The organism is Xanthomonas sp. NCPPB 1638 (genome assembly GCF_041475635.2).
GTDB classification, from domain to species: Bacteria; Pseudomonadota; Gammaproteobacteria; order Xanthomonadales; family Xanthomonadaceae; genus Xanthomonas; species Xanthomonas cucurbitae.
The window spans coordinates 3,469,989-3,487,281 of record NZ_CM192984.1 but is presented as its reverse complement, the minus strand read 5'-3'; the positions used below and the strand labels follow the sequence as shown (position 1 = coordinate 3,487,281).

Genomic DNA, 17,293 nt, shown 5'->3' with positions numbered 1-17,293 from the left:
CCGGCACACACTGCGGCGCCTTGCCCTACCATCGGATGGCCCGCCACCGATGCCGATGCCATCCCGATGACCCTGCCACCGCTGTCCCACCTCGACCGGCTCGAAGCCGAAAGCATCCACATCCTGCGCGAAGTCGCCGCTGAATTCCGCGCACCAGTGATGCTGTATTCGGTCGGCAAGGACAGTTCGGTGCTGCTACATCTGCTGCTCAAGGCGTTCGCGCCGTCGCCGCCGCCGATTCCGCTGCTGCATGTGGACACGCGCTGGAAGTTCCGCGAGATGATTGCCTTCCGCGACCGCCGCGCGGCCGACACCGGCGTGGAGCTGCGCGTGCACATCAACCCCGACGGCATCGCCCAGGACATCGGCCCGATCAGCCACGGTGCCGCCGTCCACACCGACATCATGAAGACCCAGGGCCTGAAGCAGGCGCTGGAGCAGGGCCGCTTCGATGCGGCGATCGGCGGGGCGCGGCGTGACGAGGAGAAGTCGCGCGCCAAGGAGCGGGTGTTCTCGTTCCGCAATGCGCGCCATCGCTGGGACCCGAAGAACCAGCGCCCGGAGCTGTGGAATCTGTACAACGCACGCACCCGCCACGGCGAGAGCGTGCGCGTGTTCCCGCTGTCCAACTGGACCGAGCTGGATATCTGGCTGTACATCTACCGCGAACAGATCCCTGTGGTGCAGTTGTATTTTGCCGCACCGCGCCCGGTGGTGGAGCGCGACGGCGCCTGGATCCTGGTCGACGACGCGCGCCTGCCGCTGCACCCTGGCGAAACCCCGCAGCTGCGCTCGGTCCGCTTCCGCACGCTGGGCTGCTACCCACTCACTGGCGCGATCGATTCCACCGCCGACACGCTGGAAGCGGTGATCGCCGAAATGCTGGTCAGCACCAGCTCCGAGCGCCAGGGCCGCATGATCGACCACGCACCGGGCGCCTCGATGGAACAGAAGAAGCTGGAGGGGTATTTTTGATGAGCCGGGAATCGGGAGTCGGGAATGGGGAATCGGAACAGCGGCTAGCCGCGAACGTCAAGACGGAGGAGGACGCCGTTGCGATTCCCGATTCCCGATTCCCGATTCCCGGCAGCATCGCTGCCTACCTCCAACAGCACGAATCCAAGCCGCTGCTGCGCTTCATCACCTGTGGCAGCGTGGACGATGGCAAGAGCACGCTGATCGGGCGGTTGCTGTACGACAGCAAGCGCTTGTTCGACGATCAATTGGCGGCGCTGGAAAGTGATAGCCGCCGCCATGGCACGCAGGGCGAGGGCATCGATTACGCCTTGCTGATGGACGGGCTGGCGGCCGAACGCGAGCAGGGCATCACCATCGATGTGGCCTACCGTTATTTCGATACCGACCGGCGCAAGTTCATCGTGGCCGATTGCCCTGGCCACGAGCAGTACACCCGCAACATGGCCACCGGTGCGTCCACTGCGGATGTGGCGGTGGTGCTGGTGGACGCCCGCAAGGGGGTGCTGACCCAGACCCGCCGGCATAGCTACATCGTGTCGCTGCTGGGCATCGGCCACGTGGTGCTGGCGGTCAACAAGATGGATCTGGTGGACTACGACGCGCAGGTGTTCGCCCAGATTGCAGAAGGCTACAAAACGCTGGCCGCACAGCTGGGCATCGCCGATGTGCAATGCATCCCGTTGTCGGCGCTGGCCGGCGAAAACCTGTCCGCCCCGTCCACCCGCATGCCGTGGTACCAGGGGCCGTCTCTGCTGCAGCATCTGGAGAGCGTGCAACTGGCGTCGCCAGAGGACGCCGGCAGCCTGCGTCTGCCGGTGCAATGGGTCAATCGACCCAATGCGCAGTTTCGCGGCTACGCCGGCACCCTCGCGGCCGGGCAGGTACGGGTAGGCGATGCGGTGGTGGTGGTGCCCTCCGGGCGGCGCTCGCAGGTCGCCAGCGTGCTCGATGCCAATGGCGCGGCGGATGCTGCACGTGCCGGTCAGGCGGTGACGCTGACCTTGTCCGACGAAATCGATATCAGCCGCGGCGACATCATCGCCGGTATCGACGATCCGCCCGAAGTGGCCGACCAGTTCGCCGCACATTTGTTGTGGATGGACGATGCCGCGCTGCTGCCGGGGCGCCCTTACTGGCTGAAGATTGGCGCACGCACGGTCACCGCGAGCATCAGCGAGATCAAGCACAAGGTCGATGTGAATACCCAGGAGCGCCTGGCCGCCAAACGGCTGGAGCTCAATGAGGTGGGCTACTGCAATCTGTCGCTGGACGAGCCCATCGCGTTTACCCCGTATGCGCGCAATCGCGTGCTGGGCGGCTTCATCCTGATCGATCGGCAGACCCATGCCACCGTGGCTGCTGGCACGCTGGAGTTCGCGCTGCGCCGTGCCGGCAACGTGCATTGGCAGCATCTGGATGTGGACCGCAGTGCGCGGGCACGCATCAAGGGCCAGGCGCCGCGCGTGCTGTGGTTCACCGGCCTGTCCGGCGCCGGCAAGTCCAGCGTGGCCAACCTGGTCGACAAGCGCCTGCATGCGCTGGGCTATCACACCTTCATCCTGGACGGCGACAACGTGCGCCACGGGCTTAACCGCGATCTGGGCTTCACTGACGAGGATCGCGTGGAAAACATCCGCCGGGTGGCCGAAGTCGCCCGGTTGATGGCCGATGCCGGGCTGATCGTGCTGGTCAGCTTCATCTCGCCGTTCCGCGCCGAGCGGCAACGGGCGCGCGAACGCTTCGAGGCGGGCGAGTTCGTCGAGGTGTTCGTCGATGTGCCGCTGGCGGTGGCCGAGGCACGCGACGTGAAGGGGCTATACCGCAAGGCCCGCGCCGGGCAGATTCCCAATTTCACCGGCATCGACTCGCCGTACGAGCCGCCCGAGGTGCCGGAAGTCCATCTTCACGCCGACGGTGAGAATGTAGCAGCGCTGGCGCGCCAGGTACTGGGGTATCTCGGGCTGGAGCGCTGAGCGCGACGCATGCGGCAAAGCGGACAGTGACCAGGCAGTAGGCGGTACGCGTGATCGGTGGGCATCATGTACGCCATGATCGAGTTGCCGCTTGGGCTCGCTTGGCGCTGTAGCTATTGCGGAAGGCGTCACACTCGACAGCGCATCGTGGCGCCCGCGGCAAGGGTCGTTGGTCATGGTGCAAAGCGCGCCCTTTTTGTCAATTCATGGCGGCAAGGTCGGTAAACTTTCGCGGTACCCCGCCAGGATGCTCTGATGCTTGTTCTGCCCAGCGCGCGCGTCTGCGTTGCGCTTCTGTTGGCCGTATGGCTGTCCGGTTGTGCCCGTCAGGCGAGTGCGCCGGCGGTAGCCAAGCCCATCCCCGTGGTGGTGCAGCCGGTGGCGGTGCAACCCTGGAACTCCACCGTGCAATCCATCGCCACCGTGCGTGCGCGCGAGTCGGTGGCGCTCACCGCTGCGGTCAGCGATGTGGTCGAGCAGGTTTATTTCGAGAGTGGCGATGAGGTCAAGGCCGGGCAGCTGCTGCTGCGCCTGCGCGGCAATTCGCAGCAGGCGGCGCTGACGGCCGCGCAGGCCACCTTCGAGGAAACCGACCAGCTGTACCGCCGCCAGTTGAGCCTGGTGAGCCAGCAACTGGTGGCCAAGTCCACGGTCGATACCCAGCGTGCGTTGCGTGATGCGGCGCAGGCGCGGGTGCAGCAGATGCGCGCGGAGATCATCGACCGCGAGGTGCGTGCGCCGTTTTCCGGCGTGCTGGGCATCCGCCAGATCAGCCCGGGCTCGTTGATTACCTCCAGTACGGTGATCGCCACGCTGGACGATGTGGCGCGCATGTACGTGGATTTCCAGGTGCCCGAATCGCAATTCGGTCTGGTGCAACTGGGCAACACGGTCAACGGTACCGCGGCGGCGTATCCGGGTGCGCGTTTCGAAGGCGAGGTGGCCGCGATCGATTCGCGGATCGATGAGACCACGCGTTCGGTAACGGTGCGGGCGGATTTTTCCAACGACGATCGCCGGCTGCGCCCGGGCATGCTGCTGGACGTACGGCTATACCAGCCCGCGCGGCAGGCGGTGGTGATTCCGGAAATCGCGGTGGTGCAGGTGGGGCGCGAGTCCTACGTGTTCCGGGTCAAGCCCGACAGCCGCGTGGAGCGCGCCGATGTGCGCCTGGGCGAGCGGCGCGATGGCAAGGTGGAAGTCCTCGACGGCCTCAAGGCCGGTGAGCGCATCGTGGTGGATGGCACCGGCAAGCTGCGTCCGGGCCTGCAGGTCGCCGACCAGCCCGCGCCCGCGCGGGCCACTCCGCAGGCTGCACGATGAAACTCTCTGACCTGTCCATTACCCGCCCGGTGATGGCGGTGGTGATGAGCCTGTTGCTGATCGTGCTGGGGGTGATGTCGTTCACCCGGCTCACCCTGCGCGAATTGCCGGCGATCGACCCGCCCATCGTGTCGGTGGAGGTGGAATACACCGGCGCCTCGGCGGCAGTGGTGGAAAGCCGCATCACTCAGGTACTGGAAGACGCACTCGCCGGCATCGAAGGCATCGAGACCATCGAGGCGCGTAGCCGCAATGGGTCCTCCGACATCAGCATCGAATTCGCACCCACCCGCGATGTGGAAGCGGCCGCCAACGACGTGCGCGATGCGGTGAGCAGGGTCTCCGACCGCATGCCCGACCAGGCGCGCCCACCGGAAATTTCCAAGGTCGAAGCCGACGCCGACCCCATCCTGTGGCTCAATATGAGCTCCAGTACGATGGACACGCTGCAGCTGTCCGATTACGCCGAACGCTATGTGGTGGATCGCTTCTCCAGCCTGGATGGCGTGGCGCAGGTGCGCATTGGTGGGCGTCAGCGCTATGCCATGCGCATCTGGCTGGACCGCGACCAGCTCGCCGCACGCGCGCTCACCGTGGCCGACGTGGAAGCGGCGCTGCAGAACGAGAACGTGGAACTGCCGGCCGGCAGCATCGAATCGGCGCAGCGCGACTTCACCCTGCGCGTGGAGCGCAGCTATCTCAAGCCGGAGGACTTTGCCAAGCTGCCACTGGGCAAGGGCAAGGGCGAGGGCGGTTATGTCGTGCGGTTGGGTGACGTGGCCAGGGTGGAGCTCACCTCGGCCGAGCGGCGCGCGTATTTCCAGAGCAATGGCGTGCCCAACGTCGGCCTGGGCATCGTGCGCAATTCCACCGCCAACGCGCTGGATGTGGCGCGTGAGGCGCGGGCACGGGCCGAAGAGATCCAGAAGACCCTGCCCAAGGGCACCGATATCTTCGTCGCCTTCGACACCACCACCTTCATCGATGCGGCGGTGGAACGCGTGTATCACACGTTGGTCGAAGCGGTGATTCTGGTGCTGGTGGTGATCTGGGTGTTCCTGGGCAGCGCGCGCGCCGCCTTGATCCCGGCCGTGACCGTGCCGGTGTGCCTGATCGCCGCCTTCATCGCGCTGTACGCGTTCGACTTCTCGATCAACCTGCTGACCCTGCTGGCGCTGGTGCTGTGTATCGGGCTGGTGGTGGACGATGCCATCGTGGTGGTGGAAAACATCCAGCGCCGCATCGATCTGGGGGAGCCGCCGCTGGTGGCCGCCAAACGCGGCACCGGGCAGGTGGCGTTCGCGGTGATTGCGACCACGGCGGTACTGGTGGCGGTGTTTCTGCCGGTCGGTTTTCTGGAAGGCAACACCGGGCGGCTGTTCCGCGAGCTGGCGGTGGCGCTGGCGGCGGCGGTGGCGATCTCGGCCTTCGTGGCGCTGACGCTGACGCCGATGATGTCGTCCAAGTTGTTGCGCTCGCATGCGCAGGCCAGGCCCAATCGCTTCCATCAATGGTTCGACGGGCGCATGCAGGCAGTGTCCGGAGCGTACGGCCGCTCGCTGGAGCGCCATGTACAACGCACCTGGGTCTTTGCGTTGCTGATGCTGCTGGCGCTGGGCGCCAGTGCATGGCTGATGGGCCGCATTCCCTCCGAGCTGGCACCGGTCGAGGACCGCGGCAATTTCCAGATCATGATCGATGGCCCGGAGGGCGCCGGTTTTGATTACACCGTGGGGCAGATGCATCAGGTCGAAGACATCCTGCGTCCGTACGTCGGCCCGGACAAGCCCATCGTGCGTGCCAACCCGCGCGTGCCCGGGGGCTTTGGCAGCAGCGAGGAAATGCACACCGGTCGCGTCAGCGTGTTTCTGCAGGACTGGCAGCAGCGCACCCGCCCGACCACCGAAGTGGCCGACGAACTGCAGCAGAAGCTCAACGCGCTCAGCGGCGTGCGTGCGCGCACGCAGGTCAGCGGTGGCCTGGTACGTAGCCGCGGCCAGCCGTTCCAGCTGGTGCTGGGCGGGCCGGACTACGCCGAGATCGCGCAATGGCGCGATCGCATCCTGCTGCGCATGGAGGCCAATCCCGGCCTGGTCGGCCCGGACTCGGATTACAAGGAAACCCGCCCGCAGATGCGCGTCAACATCGACCGCCTGCGTGCGGCCGACCTGGGCGTGCCGGTCACCGCAATCGGTGGCGCGCTGGAGGCGATGATGGGCTCGCGCCGTGTCACCACCTTCGTCGATAACGGCGAGGAATACGATGTGATGCTGCAGGCCGGGCGCGAAGGCCGCATGGCGCCGGAAGACCTCACCGCCATCCGCGTGCGCTCCACCCGTGGCGAGCTGATTCCGCTGTCCAATCTGGTGAGCTTGAGCGAAGTGGCCGAAGCCGGCACCTTGAACCGCTTCAATCGCCTGCGCGCGATCACCATTACCGCCGGCCTGGCGCCGGGCTACCCGCTGGGCGAGGCCATCGCCTGGGCGCAGCAGGCCGCGCGCGAAGAATTGCCCGAATATGCCCAGGTGGACTGGAAGGGCGAATCGCGCGAATACCAGCAATCCGGCAGTGCGGTGTTGCTGACCTTCGGCATGGCCTTGCTGGTGGTGTACCTGGTGCTGGCGGCGCAGTTCGAAAGCTTTGCCCACCCGCTGGTCATCATGCTCACCGTGCCGTTGGCGGTGCTGGGTGCACTGGTCGGCCTGTGGCTCACCGGCGGTACGCTCAACCTCTTCAGCCAGATCGGCATCGTGATGCTGGTGGGCCTGGCGGCCAAGAACGGCATCCTGATCGTGGAATTCGCCAATCAGCTGCGCGACGAAGGCCGCAGCGTGCACGCGGCCATCGTCGAATCGGCATCGGTGCGCCTGCGCCCGATCCTGATGACCTCCATCGCCACCGTGGTCGGTGCGATCCCGTTGGTGGTGGCCGGTGGACCCGGTTCGGCCAGCCGCGCCACCATCGGCGTGGTGGTGATCTTCGGTGTCTCGCTGTCCACGCTGCTGTCGCTGTACGTGGTGCCGGCGTTCTACAGCCTGATCGCGCCCTATACCAAATCGCCCGAAGCGTTGGCGCGTGAATTGGACGCGCTGGAGGCGACAACCCCATCGGTGGGCGGGCATGCGTAAGCGGCGTGCGTGCCTGGCCTGGCGGTCGCGGTGACCGGTGCGCGCGTGACAGCCGTGCCGGTCTGTGGTCGACTCCGACGCTTGCCCTGACCGGAATCTCCCATGCGTCGTCTCGTCTGCCTGCTCGCTCCTTCCGTCCTTGCACTGTGCTGTGGCGCCGCGCTGGCCCAGTCCGCCAGCGAACCGGTGCCCAACGGCCGGCTGCCGACCTGGGCGGTGCCCGAGCGCTACAGCCTGGCGCTGAAGATCGACCCGGACCAGGCGCAGTTCAGCGGCCGTAGCACCATCCGCGTGCAGCTCAAGCAGGCCTCCGATCACCTTTGGTTGCACGGCAAGGAGCTGAAGGTTAGCAAGGCCACGGTCACGCCCGGCAAGGGCAAGGCCCTGACCGCGCGCTATGTGCAGGCCGATGCGCAGACCGGTGTGGCGCGGCTGGAATTCGGTCGCACGCTCCAGCCGCAGACGCTCACCGTGGACATCACCTACAGCGCGCCGCTCAATCAGCAGCTGCAGGGCCTGTATCAAGTGAAGTACCAGGACAATGCCTATGCAATGACCCAGATGGAACCGATCAGCGCGCGCTACGCATTTCCCGGTTTCGATGAGCCGGCATTCAAGACGCCGTTCGACATCAGCCTGACCGTGCCCAAGGACGACCAGGCGTTGGCCAATACCATCGCCATCTCGACCAAGCCGGCCGGCAAGGGCTGGAAGACAGTGACCTTCGCGCCCACCGTGCCGTTGCCCACCTACCTGGTGGCGTACGCGGCCGGTCCGTGGGATGTGGTGGACGTACCGGCAATGCCGGCCACGCCGCAGCGGCCTGCGGCCACCCCGTTGCGCGGTATCGCGGCCAAGGGGCAGGGCCCGCGCATCACCCCCGCACTGGACCAGACGCCGGCAATCATCGCCGCGCTGGAGGAGTACTACGCCTTCGGCTATCCGTTCGACAAGCTCGACCTGGTGGCCGCCCCGGATTTCAGCGCCGGCGCGATGGAAAACCCCGGCTTCGTCACCTTCCGCGACTGGCTACTGTTGCTGGACAAGGACTCACCGGCGGTGAACGTGCAGCGCTCCTTCAACACCAATGCGCACGAGCTGGCGCATCAATGGACTGGCGACACCGTGACCATGGAATGGTGGGACGACCTGTGGCTCAACGAGGCCTTCGCCACCTGGATGCAGCAGAAGATCACCATGCAGCTGCATCCGGAGTATCACGCCAACCTGGATCGCATCGGCGGCGCGCAGCACGCGATGGATAACGACAGCCTGGTCAGCGCACGCAAGATCCGCCAACCGATCACCGGCAACGGCGATATCGAAACCGCCTTCGACGGCATCACCTACCAGAAGGGTGCGGCGGTGCTGGCGATGTTCGAAGCCTTTGTCGGCGAAGAGGTGTTCCGCGAGGGCATGCGCGCCTATATCGCCAGGCACACGTTTGCCAATGCAACCGCCGACGACCTGGTCGATGCGATCGCCGCAGGCGCCGGCAAGGACGCGGCGTTCAAGGCCGCCTTCCGCAGTTTCCTCGACCAGCCGGGCGTGCCGTACCTGCAGACCCAGGTGGCCCGCGCCGGTGGCAAGACCGTGGTCAACCTGCGGCAGCAGCGATATCTGCCGCTGGGCTCGACCGGATCGACCACACAGCAGTGGGGCGTGCCGGTGTGCGTGAAGTACGGCAAGGGCAACAACCAGGTCGGTACGGCCTGCCAATTGCTGGACAGCGCCAGCGGCAGCATCGTGCTGGAAGGGGCGGGCAAGAACACCTGGGTGTTCCCGAACGCGCGTGGTGCCGGCTATTACCGTTTCAGCCTGCCGAAGCAGCAGCTGGCCGCACTGGGCAAGCAGGTCGGCCAGCTCGATGACAGCGAGAAGCTCGCCTATGCCGATGCGATCGATGCGGCCTACCGCCATGGCGATGCCGACAGCGATGCGGTGCTGGCAGCGATCAAGCAGCTGGCGCCGTCTCCATCGGCCGATGTGTCCACCGCGCTGGTGGACCGCTTCGTGTGGATCTGGCAGTACCAGGCCAGCACCGACGCGCAACGCGGCGCATTGCGCAAGGTGGCCGAGCAGGCCTACCTGCCGCGCCTGCGTCAGTTGGGTTACACGCGGCGCAGCGGTGAATCGATCGACGACATCACGCTACGGAGTTCGTTGACCAGCCTGTTCGGCTTGCGCCTGCGCAGCCCCGAAGTACGCAAGGCCCTGCTTGCCCAGGGCGATGCCGTGCTGGCCGGCGGCAACGGTGCGCTGGACTTTTCTGCGGCCAATCCCGACCTGCTCGGCAACGCACTGGCGGTGAGCGTGCAGGAACGTGGCGCCGCCGCGGTGGATGCCTTGATCGCGGCATTGCGCACGCATGCCGACCCGGCACAGCGCAACGCGATGATCGACGGGCTGGGCGCGGTGCAGGATCCGGCACTGCTCAAGCAGGTCCGGGATTTTGCACTCACTGATGCCATCAAGGTCGGCGAGATGAAGAGCCTGCTGCGCAGCGGCCATGACGAGCAGGCATCGCATGCGTCGATGTGGCCGTGGTTCACCGCAAATTTCGACCGTATCGTGCAACGCAGCGGCTCGTTCGATGGTGGTGGCTTGCCTGGGCTGGGTGCGAGCGGCGGTTGCAGCAGCGCGGAAGCCGACCGCCTGGAGGCCTTCTTCAAGCCGCGCCTGACCAGCCTCAGCGGTGCCGATCGCGGCCTGGCTCAGGCCAGCGAGACCATCCGCCTGTGCGCTGCACTGCAACAGGCACAGACCGCCAAGCGCTGAGGTTTCCAGATGCTACCGGCCCGCAGTGGTCCGATGGACACTGCCGGCGCTCATGCATGCGCACGCTTGGCTGCTGCTGTTGGCCGATGGCAGAGATTTGCGTCTGCAACGGCCTTCCAGTTGCAGCCGCTGCGCCATGTGCCGAACATCGGTACTTCTGAGGCTGCGCACGCAAGGATCCGGGCGATGGACGAGGCATCGCGCTCGCTGGATCGCCAGCGCTGGAAACAAGTAGCGGAGGCCGGCACGGTCGTACTTTGCTCGCTCTGTGGCCAATCACGCAGGCCGGTGGCGTATGCCCGGCCCTGGTGCCGCAGTACCGCGATGCGCGCGCGGGGATGCACTGGCTTACCATCGTCGCCACTGTACCTGCAGCGACGGCCCCGGCTGGCGCTGCGGGGGCGGTGAACGCAGTGCGCCTTCAACGGCCATACGGCCCAGGCGACACGGCAATGCACGCGAACTTCTGGATACCACGATGACACAGCACGATGGACGCGGCCCACGGCCGCCACGCGATGGCGGCAAGCCATCAGGCGGCCCGCACAATCCCTGGGGCCGCGCCGCGCCGCGCGCACCCGCGCCTAACCCGCTCGCGCAACGGGCGCCCGACGCCGGCCCGTCGGCAGCGCCGCCATCGGGCGGCAATGCACGCGAGCTGCGCCTGTACGGCATCAACGCCGTGCAGGCCGTGTTCAAGGCGCGCCCACAGGCGCTGCGCAAGCTCTATCTGAGCCAGGCGCGGATTCCGCAGTGCAAGGCCTTGCTGGCTTGGTGTGTGGCCCAGCGCATCGGCTACCGCGTGGTGGAGGAGGCCGACCTGAGCAAGCTCGCCGCCAGTGCGCACCACGAAGGCGTGGTGGCCGATGTGCTGCGCGTGCCACCGCAGCCGCTGCAGGAATGGCTGGCCGCGCTGCCGCCAGGTCCGGTGCTGGCGCTGTGGCTGGACGGCGTGGGCAACCCGCACAACTTCGGCGCGATCCTGCGCTCGTCGGCGCACTTCGGCGTGGCCGGCCTGCTGCTGCCGGCCGGCTCCACGCTGGGGTTGTCCGGCGCGGCGGCCCGCGTCGCCGAAGGGGGTGCCGAAGCGGTGCCGCTGGTGCAGTTGCCGGAGACTGCGCAGGCGCTGGCGCAGTTGCGGCACGCCGGGTTTGCAGTGGCGGCCACGCTCGTTGATGGCGGCCAGGACGTGTTCGCTGCCCGCCTGCCGCAACGCCTGGTGTACGTGATGGGGGCGGAAAGCGATGGAATGGACCGCCAGTTCGCGCGCGACTGCGATCTGCAGCTGTCCATCGGCGGCAGCGGCAAGGTCGAAAGCCTCAACGTGGCCTCGGCCACTGCGGTTTTCCAGGCCGCCTGGCGTGCCCGTGTGATGACTGGAGAGCTCTGATGCGTCCATCTGCCTGGCTACTTGCTGCAACCTGCGTTGTCACCGGCAGCGCTGCTGCTGCCAAGGCGCCCACGCCTGCCGCGCCGCCGCAAGTGCACACCGACCACGGTGCGCTGCGCGGGCAGTGGCAGGACGATGGCAGCGCGGTGTTCCGCAAGATTCCGTTCGCCGCACCGCCGCTGGGCGCGTTGCGCTGGCGGTCACCGCAACCGGCCGCCGCATGGACGCAGGTGCGTGACGCCACCCAGGCCGCCACGCCGTGCGTGCAGCCTGCGCTGGGCTGGAACAACGCCATGGCCAGCCGCGCCAGCGAAGACTGCCTGTATGTGGAAGTGCAGACGCCGCAGCTGCATCCGGCCACGCCGTTGCCGGTGTTCGTGTGGATCCATGGTGGCGCCAATGTGGCCGGTGGTGCGGACGGGCATCTACCGACCAACCTGGTTGCGCAGAATATGCTGGTGGTGACACTGCAATACCGGTTGGGCGTACTGGGTTTCCTGTCGTTGCCGGAGTTGCGCGATGGCGACAACGCGGCGGCCGGCAACTACGCCTTGCTCGACCAGATTGCGGCCTTGCGCTGGGTGCGCGACAACATTGCGCAGTTCGGCGGCGACCCGGCGCGGCTCACCATTGCCGGGCAATCGGCCGGCGGCCAGGACGTGGGCCTGCTGATGCTCAGTCCACCTGCACGCGGGTTGTTTTCGGCCGCCATCGAACAGAGTGGCACCGCCGGCTTCGGCTTGCCGGCGCGTAGCCTGGAAGAAAATCGCGCGCTGGGCGTGAGCATCGCCAAGCGTGCCGGTATCGACGATCCGGCCACGCGCCTGGCGCAATTGCGTGCGCTGCCGGTGGACCAACTGCTCAAGGCCGGGCAGGGCGTGGATGTGCCGGCGCTGGACGACGATGGCTACATCTGGCTGCAGGCGGTTGTCGATGGGCGCGTGCTGCCGCGCGCGCCAGCCGAACTGTTGGCAAGCGGCGCGCAAGCCAAGGTGCCGCTGCTGATCGGTTACGTGGTGCAGGAACTCACCTATGGCGGCGAGCAGGGAGCGCAGGCACGGTTGCGCCGCGACTATCCGGATCGTGCCGATGCCGTGCTGCAGGCGCAGCGCGCGCGCGCAGAGCAGCGTGCGGCGCGGCAGGGCAATGCGGCGATGCAGCTGTCCACCGATCTCACGTTCCGCTGTCCGGCGTTGATCGTCGCCCAGCACCAGGCCGCACTGGGCGTACCGGTATGGCATTACGTCTTCGATACCGCCGCACCCGGCGCGCAGGTGACCCATAGCGCCGAATTGCCGTTCCTGTTCAAGGATCTGCCGATCGGACAGCCGCCGGTGAGTTTGCAGCGCTATTGGGCTGCCTTTGTGCAGCAAGGCAACCCCAATGCCAAGCAGTTGCCGGCCTGGCCGGCGTTTGCGCCCGGGCATGCGGCGCTGCATTTCGATGCGCGTGGAGTACAGCAGATCAGCGACGCGGCGCCAGACAGCTGCGCGGGCCTCGACTTGCCCTGAAGCGACGGTCATCGTGACGGCAGTAGCAGCGTTGTGACCTGGCGGCGCGGGAGCTGTTGCCGCCCGCTCCGGCACACCCTGCGGCACCTAATGCGTGGCCTTGGTATATTGCAGCGGTATCTGCAGGCATGCGTTTACGCTTACAGCTCAGCCGCTCCGCAGCGGATGTTTAACTGCTGCCAGTGGCGCTGCAATCAGGCTGCAAAAAGTAAGACAAAAAAGTAAGAGCAGCCATGCCAAGTTGACGTGACCGCACGCACCTTTGCGCAACGTTGCCTACCGTACGCACAAGTGTCGTCGGACAGCAACTACAGAGTTGTATGGCATATCGCATTCTTCGCGTGCTGCATGTCACGCAACACGCAATTGCCCTTGTCCCTGCGAACGCAACTACTAGTATCTGCACGCCTTCACGGCAGTCGTGCATATCCAGGTGAACATCGGTATGCCCTTGCATCGTGTTGGTGCTGTCTGCAGGCTGCGCCGCATGCAGGCCGCTTCTTTTCGGCGTACAGGGGAAACATCCATGAGTTGTACTTTTACTCGGCCGATCGTGATCGGCCGTGCCTTGACCGCGCTCGCTGTTTGCGTATTGGCTCCGGCCAGCATCGCCGCCACGCTGTTGCCACCATCGATCTCTGCAACGCGCGACCGCGAGGTCGATGCCGTGATGCCGCCGCTGCTGCAAACGCCTGCAACCGCACGCGTCGCAGCCGTGCAACAGGACACCGTGTTGCTTACCGCAGCCTCGCGCGCGTTCCCGCAGGTCACGAGCGAATTCAAGCAGTTTCTTGACGCGCAGGCACAGCTTAGCTACGCCAGGCGCGGCGCGTCGGCCAAGGTCGCCAACCCCACCGCGTTCGCCGAGATGCAGCGTTATCTGTTCAATCGCTATAACGGAGTGACGGTCCTGCGCAGCGTGCATCAGGGCGGCAAGGTATTCGACTGTATTCCGCGCGAGCAGCAACCAGCACTGCGCGATGGCAGCCCACTGGTGGCACCACCCACCATGGATGCAGGCACCGGCGCATTGACTGCGACCGATACCGCACAGCGTTGCGATGCCGGGAGTGTGCCGCTTGAACGGGTTGGCCTGTCGGACATGAGCAAGCATGCAGATCTGCGCAGCTTTCTGCGTGGCACCACGCCGCGTGCGATCGCACCCGCGCAGCAGGCTGCGACGGTATCGGCGGTACGGGATGTTTCGTTGGTGCAGCACTATCACTCCGTCGTCTATCTGGACACCGCCGGCTCGCCAGTGACCGGCGCCGGCGCTGACCTCAATACCTGGGTGCCCGCAGTGGGCGACAACGATGCCCAGTCGATCAGCCAGATCTGGCTGGTTGGCAATAGCAGCGCAGGCCTGGCTCAGACCGTGGAAGCAGGCTGGCAGACCCAGCCGGCTGCAAATTGGGGCACGCGACCGTTGCTGTTCATCTATTCGACCCAGGACGGCTATGCCCACACGGGCTGTCACAATCTCGACTGCGCCGACTTCGTGCAGGTCAGTACTGCCAACGTGCTTGGTGCCCCACCACCCAGTGGCTACAGCACCGCTGGCGGGGCGCAGGCGATGATGCGTGTGGAATTCCAGCGTAATGCCGATGGCTATTGGTGGTTCCGCTTGAACGGCGAATGGATCGGTTACTACAAGGCCGAGCTGTACGAAGGCGAGCTGGCCGAAGGAAGTTCAAAGATCTACATCTCTGCGGGGGGGGAGATCTCCACTTGGGATGGTCGCCCCAGCGCCCCGATGGGCAGTGGTCGTTTCGCTGCGGCCGGCTATCGCCAGGCAGCCTTCCAGGCCAACCACTTCTATCGCGATGCGGAACTGGTGACTCACCCGGCGCAGCGCCTGTCGTCGATGAATGTGAAGCAACCTGCGTGCTATACGATGGCCATTGCAGGCTTTGCCTATCCGTTTGCCCTAGGCGCGGGCGTCACCCGCACCAGCCTGTCGCCGGAAATGAAGAACGGCGGTTTCTATTTCGGCGGACCTGGCTGCACGCGCTGAGTAGTGCGCCGCATGCACTGCGTCGGTGCATGCGGCGTGGCCGAGTCAATGGCTGCGATGCCGTGATGCGCTGACGGCATCGCATGCTGAAATCGTGATCGCGTGCAAGGTACACGCGATCACGTTTCCGCAGCACGGCCTTGCTACTTTTTCTGCAGCCTGACCGCAGCGCCACCGCTTGCGGCCAGTGTCAGCTGCAAGGTGTCCTGGCGATTGAGCGTGCGTGTTTCGATATGGACATCGGTGGGTGATTGGCCGTCGGCATAGATCGTGGCGACCCAGTTGCCTTTGTCCAGAAACGACAGGGGCAGCGCTAGCGTACGCGCCTGCTCGTTGGTCATTGCGCCGATGTACCAGTCGGTGCCGCTACGTCGCGCCAGTGCGATGTGTTCGCCGATGGCACCGTCCAGTGCGCGTGTTTCGTCCCAGCTGGCCGGCACATCGCGCAAGAATTGCGCAGCCGGCACGTTCTCGTACTGCTCCGGGCTGTCGGCTACCACCGCAAACGGGCTTTCATAAACCACATACATCGCCAGCTGCTGTGCACGGGTGGTCATCACCTGCGGGGCGATGTGCTGCCACTTGAACTCGGACGGGCGCACATTACGGAAACCACCGGGCGTGTAGTCCATCGGCCCAAGCAGCATGCGCGTGAACGGCAGCGTGAGGTTGTGGGTGGCGGTGATGCGGGAGGTCCACTTGTTGTACTCGGCGCCCAGCACGCCCTCCTGGGTCAGGTAGTTAGGAAAAGTGCGGGTCAACCCGGTGGGATGGTAAGCCCCATGCAGGTTCACCAGCAGCTTGTGCTCTGCAGCCTTGGCCAACAGACGATGGTAGAAATCCACCATCTGCTGGTCATCGCGGTCCATGAAGTCGACCTTGATGCCCTTGATGCCCAGTTGCTGGTACCACGCCAGCGCCTGATCCATCTGCGCATCGAGCGCGCGCCAGTGCGCCCACAACCACAGGCCCACGTTGCGCTCGCGCGCATAGGCCACCAGGCCTGGTAGGTCCAGTTGCTCCACCGGGCGGCGGATGTCGGCATCGGCGTTGTATTGGCCATCGCCGGTACTGCCGTGATACCAGCCGTCGTCGATCAGCATGTACTGCAGCTTCAACTGCTGGGCGTGATCGATGTAGCGCCGGATGGTGGCGGTGTTCATGCCCGGATCGGCCACGCCGCTGGCCAGGTTGCCCGACCACCAGTCCCACGCCGACTTGCCCGCGCGCACCCAGCTCGCATCGAACGCCGGTGGTGGATTGAGCGCGGACATCAGCGTGGATTCGATCAGGCTGGCCGGTGTGTCGCCCAACAGGATGACCCGCCATGGGGTTGCGAAATCGCGTCCCTTGGCATCGATGCGCACTGCCAGTGACGGGTCGTCCAGACGCGGCGACAACTTCGCCGAGACGCCCAGCCCGCCCTCGCTGCGCCCGGTGAGATACAGCCCCGCGTAGTCGCGCAGATTCGCCTCGCCGATCGCCAGCGTGGTGCCTTTCGCATCGGTCTGGCAGACCAGCGGAAGTTCGAGCAGATTGTGCGGCCGCAGTTTCGACGCAGCGATGGCGTCGTACTCGCCCTCGTGGCTGGTGCCGAAACGGCCCAGGTTCAAGGTCCAGCATGGGTAGTCGCGCGGGAACGCGAAACTGGTCAGTTCGTTGCGGATGCGCACCTGCCCGGCATCGGGCAAGACATAGCGCAGCGCGACGCCATCGTCGTAGGCACGCAATTCGATCGTCAGCGGCCGGCGTTGCGGGTCGGTCAGCTGCACACGTAGTTGCCGATAGTGATCGCGCACCTGCCGCGTCTTGCCGACCTGCAGCGTGAAGCGGCTGTCGTGGGTGTCGATACTGCTGCCGGACACCGTCATACCGCGACCGAGTTTATCGGCCCTGCCCAGGTCCAATCCGAGTGGCGCGTCGTCGAGCACCACGTTGTTGCGATACAGCACACGGTAACTGGGCACACCGCCGTCGCGTAGCGAGAATTCCACGCGCGTGCGTGCATCGGGCGACTGCACGTGCAGCGCTTGCGCGGCGGCGGGCACAGCGATCAGGCACAGCAGCGCGCAGGCCGCCGGTACTACGGACTGGATCAGGTTTCGCATGAGTCCCTCCTCCTGGAAGCGTCAACCCTAACCCAGAACGGTTGTCGTCGATATCGCGCTGGGGTAACGTTACCTCGCACCATGGCCGCT

At 65.9% G+C, this 17,293-nt stretch carries 9 protein-coding genes; 8 read left to right on the top strand and 1 reads right to left on the bottom strand.

What is annotated here, in order from left to right:
• The first annotated feature begins 66 nt into the window (after positions 1-66).
• From cysD to ACCQ13_RS15060, 8 genes are all read left to right on the top strand, one after another.
• Positions 67-975, top strand: a complete 909-nt coding sequence (gene cysD, locus ACCQ13_RS15095) for a sulfate adenylyltransferase subunit CysD (protein WP_104603415.1) — start codon at positions 67-69, stop codon at positions 973-975.
• Positions 975-2,951, top strand: a complete 1,977-nt coding sequence (gene cysN, locus ACCQ13_RS15090) for a sulfate adenylyltransferase subunit CysN (protein ID WP_104603416.1) — start codon at positions 975-977, stop codon at positions 2,949-2,951. The genes cysD and cysN overlap by 1 nt, the downstream gene beginning before the upstream one ends.
• A gap of 255 nt (positions 2,952-3,206) precedes the next feature.
• Complete coding sequence (locus ACCQ13_RS15085) at positions 3,207-4,274, top strand: efflux RND transporter periplasmic adaptor subunit (RefSeq protein WP_159407477.1); 1,068 nt, start codon at positions 3,207-3,209, stop codon at positions 4,272-4,274.
• Positions 4,271-7,402, top strand: coding sequence for an efflux RND transporter permease subunit (locus ACCQ13_RS15080; protein ID WP_372372299.1), 3,132 nt, complete (start codon positions 4,271-4,273; stop codon positions 7,400-7,402). Before ACCQ13_RS15085 ends, ACCQ13_RS15080 begins: the two co-directional genes overlap by 4 nt.
• A gap of 102 nt (positions 7,403-7,504) precedes the next feature.
• Positions 7,505-10,180 (top strand): M1 family metallopeptidase, encoded by a 2,676-nt coding sequence (locus ACCQ13_RS15075; RefSeq protein WP_104603417.1) that lies wholly within the window; start codon positions 7,505-7,507, stop codon positions 10,178-10,180.
• Between the two features lie 478 nt (positions 10,181-10,658).
• Positions 10,659-11,570 (top strand): TrmH family RNA methyltransferase, encoded by a 912-nt coding sequence (locus ACCQ13_RS15070; protein ID WP_104603418.1) that lies wholly within the window; start codon positions 10,659-10,661, stop codon positions 11,568-11,570.
• A complete protein-coding gene (locus ACCQ13_RS15065) occupies positions 11,570-13,081 on the top strand; it encodes a carboxylesterase/lipase family protein (RefSeq protein ID WP_372372298.1) in 1,512 nt (503 codons plus the stop codon). Before ACCQ13_RS15070 ends, ACCQ13_RS15065 begins: the two co-directional genes overlap by 1 nt.
• 526 nt (positions 13,082-13,607) lie before the next feature.
• A complete protein-coding gene (locus ACCQ13_RS15060; RefSeq protein ID WP_158251446.1) occupies positions 13,608-15,095 on the top strand; it encodes a neprosin family prolyl endopeptidase in 1,488 nt (495 codons plus the stop codon).
• Between the two features lie 143 nt (positions 15,096-15,238).
• Here ACCQ13_RS15060 and ACCQ13_RS15055 read toward each other — a convergent pair whose 3' ends face one another.
• Complete coding sequence (locus ACCQ13_RS15055; RefSeq protein ID WP_159407474.1) at positions 15,239-17,203, bottom strand: glycoside hydrolase family 97 protein; 1,965 nt, start codon at positions 17,201-17,203, stop codon at positions 15,239-15,241.
• Between the last annotated feature and the right edge of the window lie 90 nt (positions 17,204-17,293).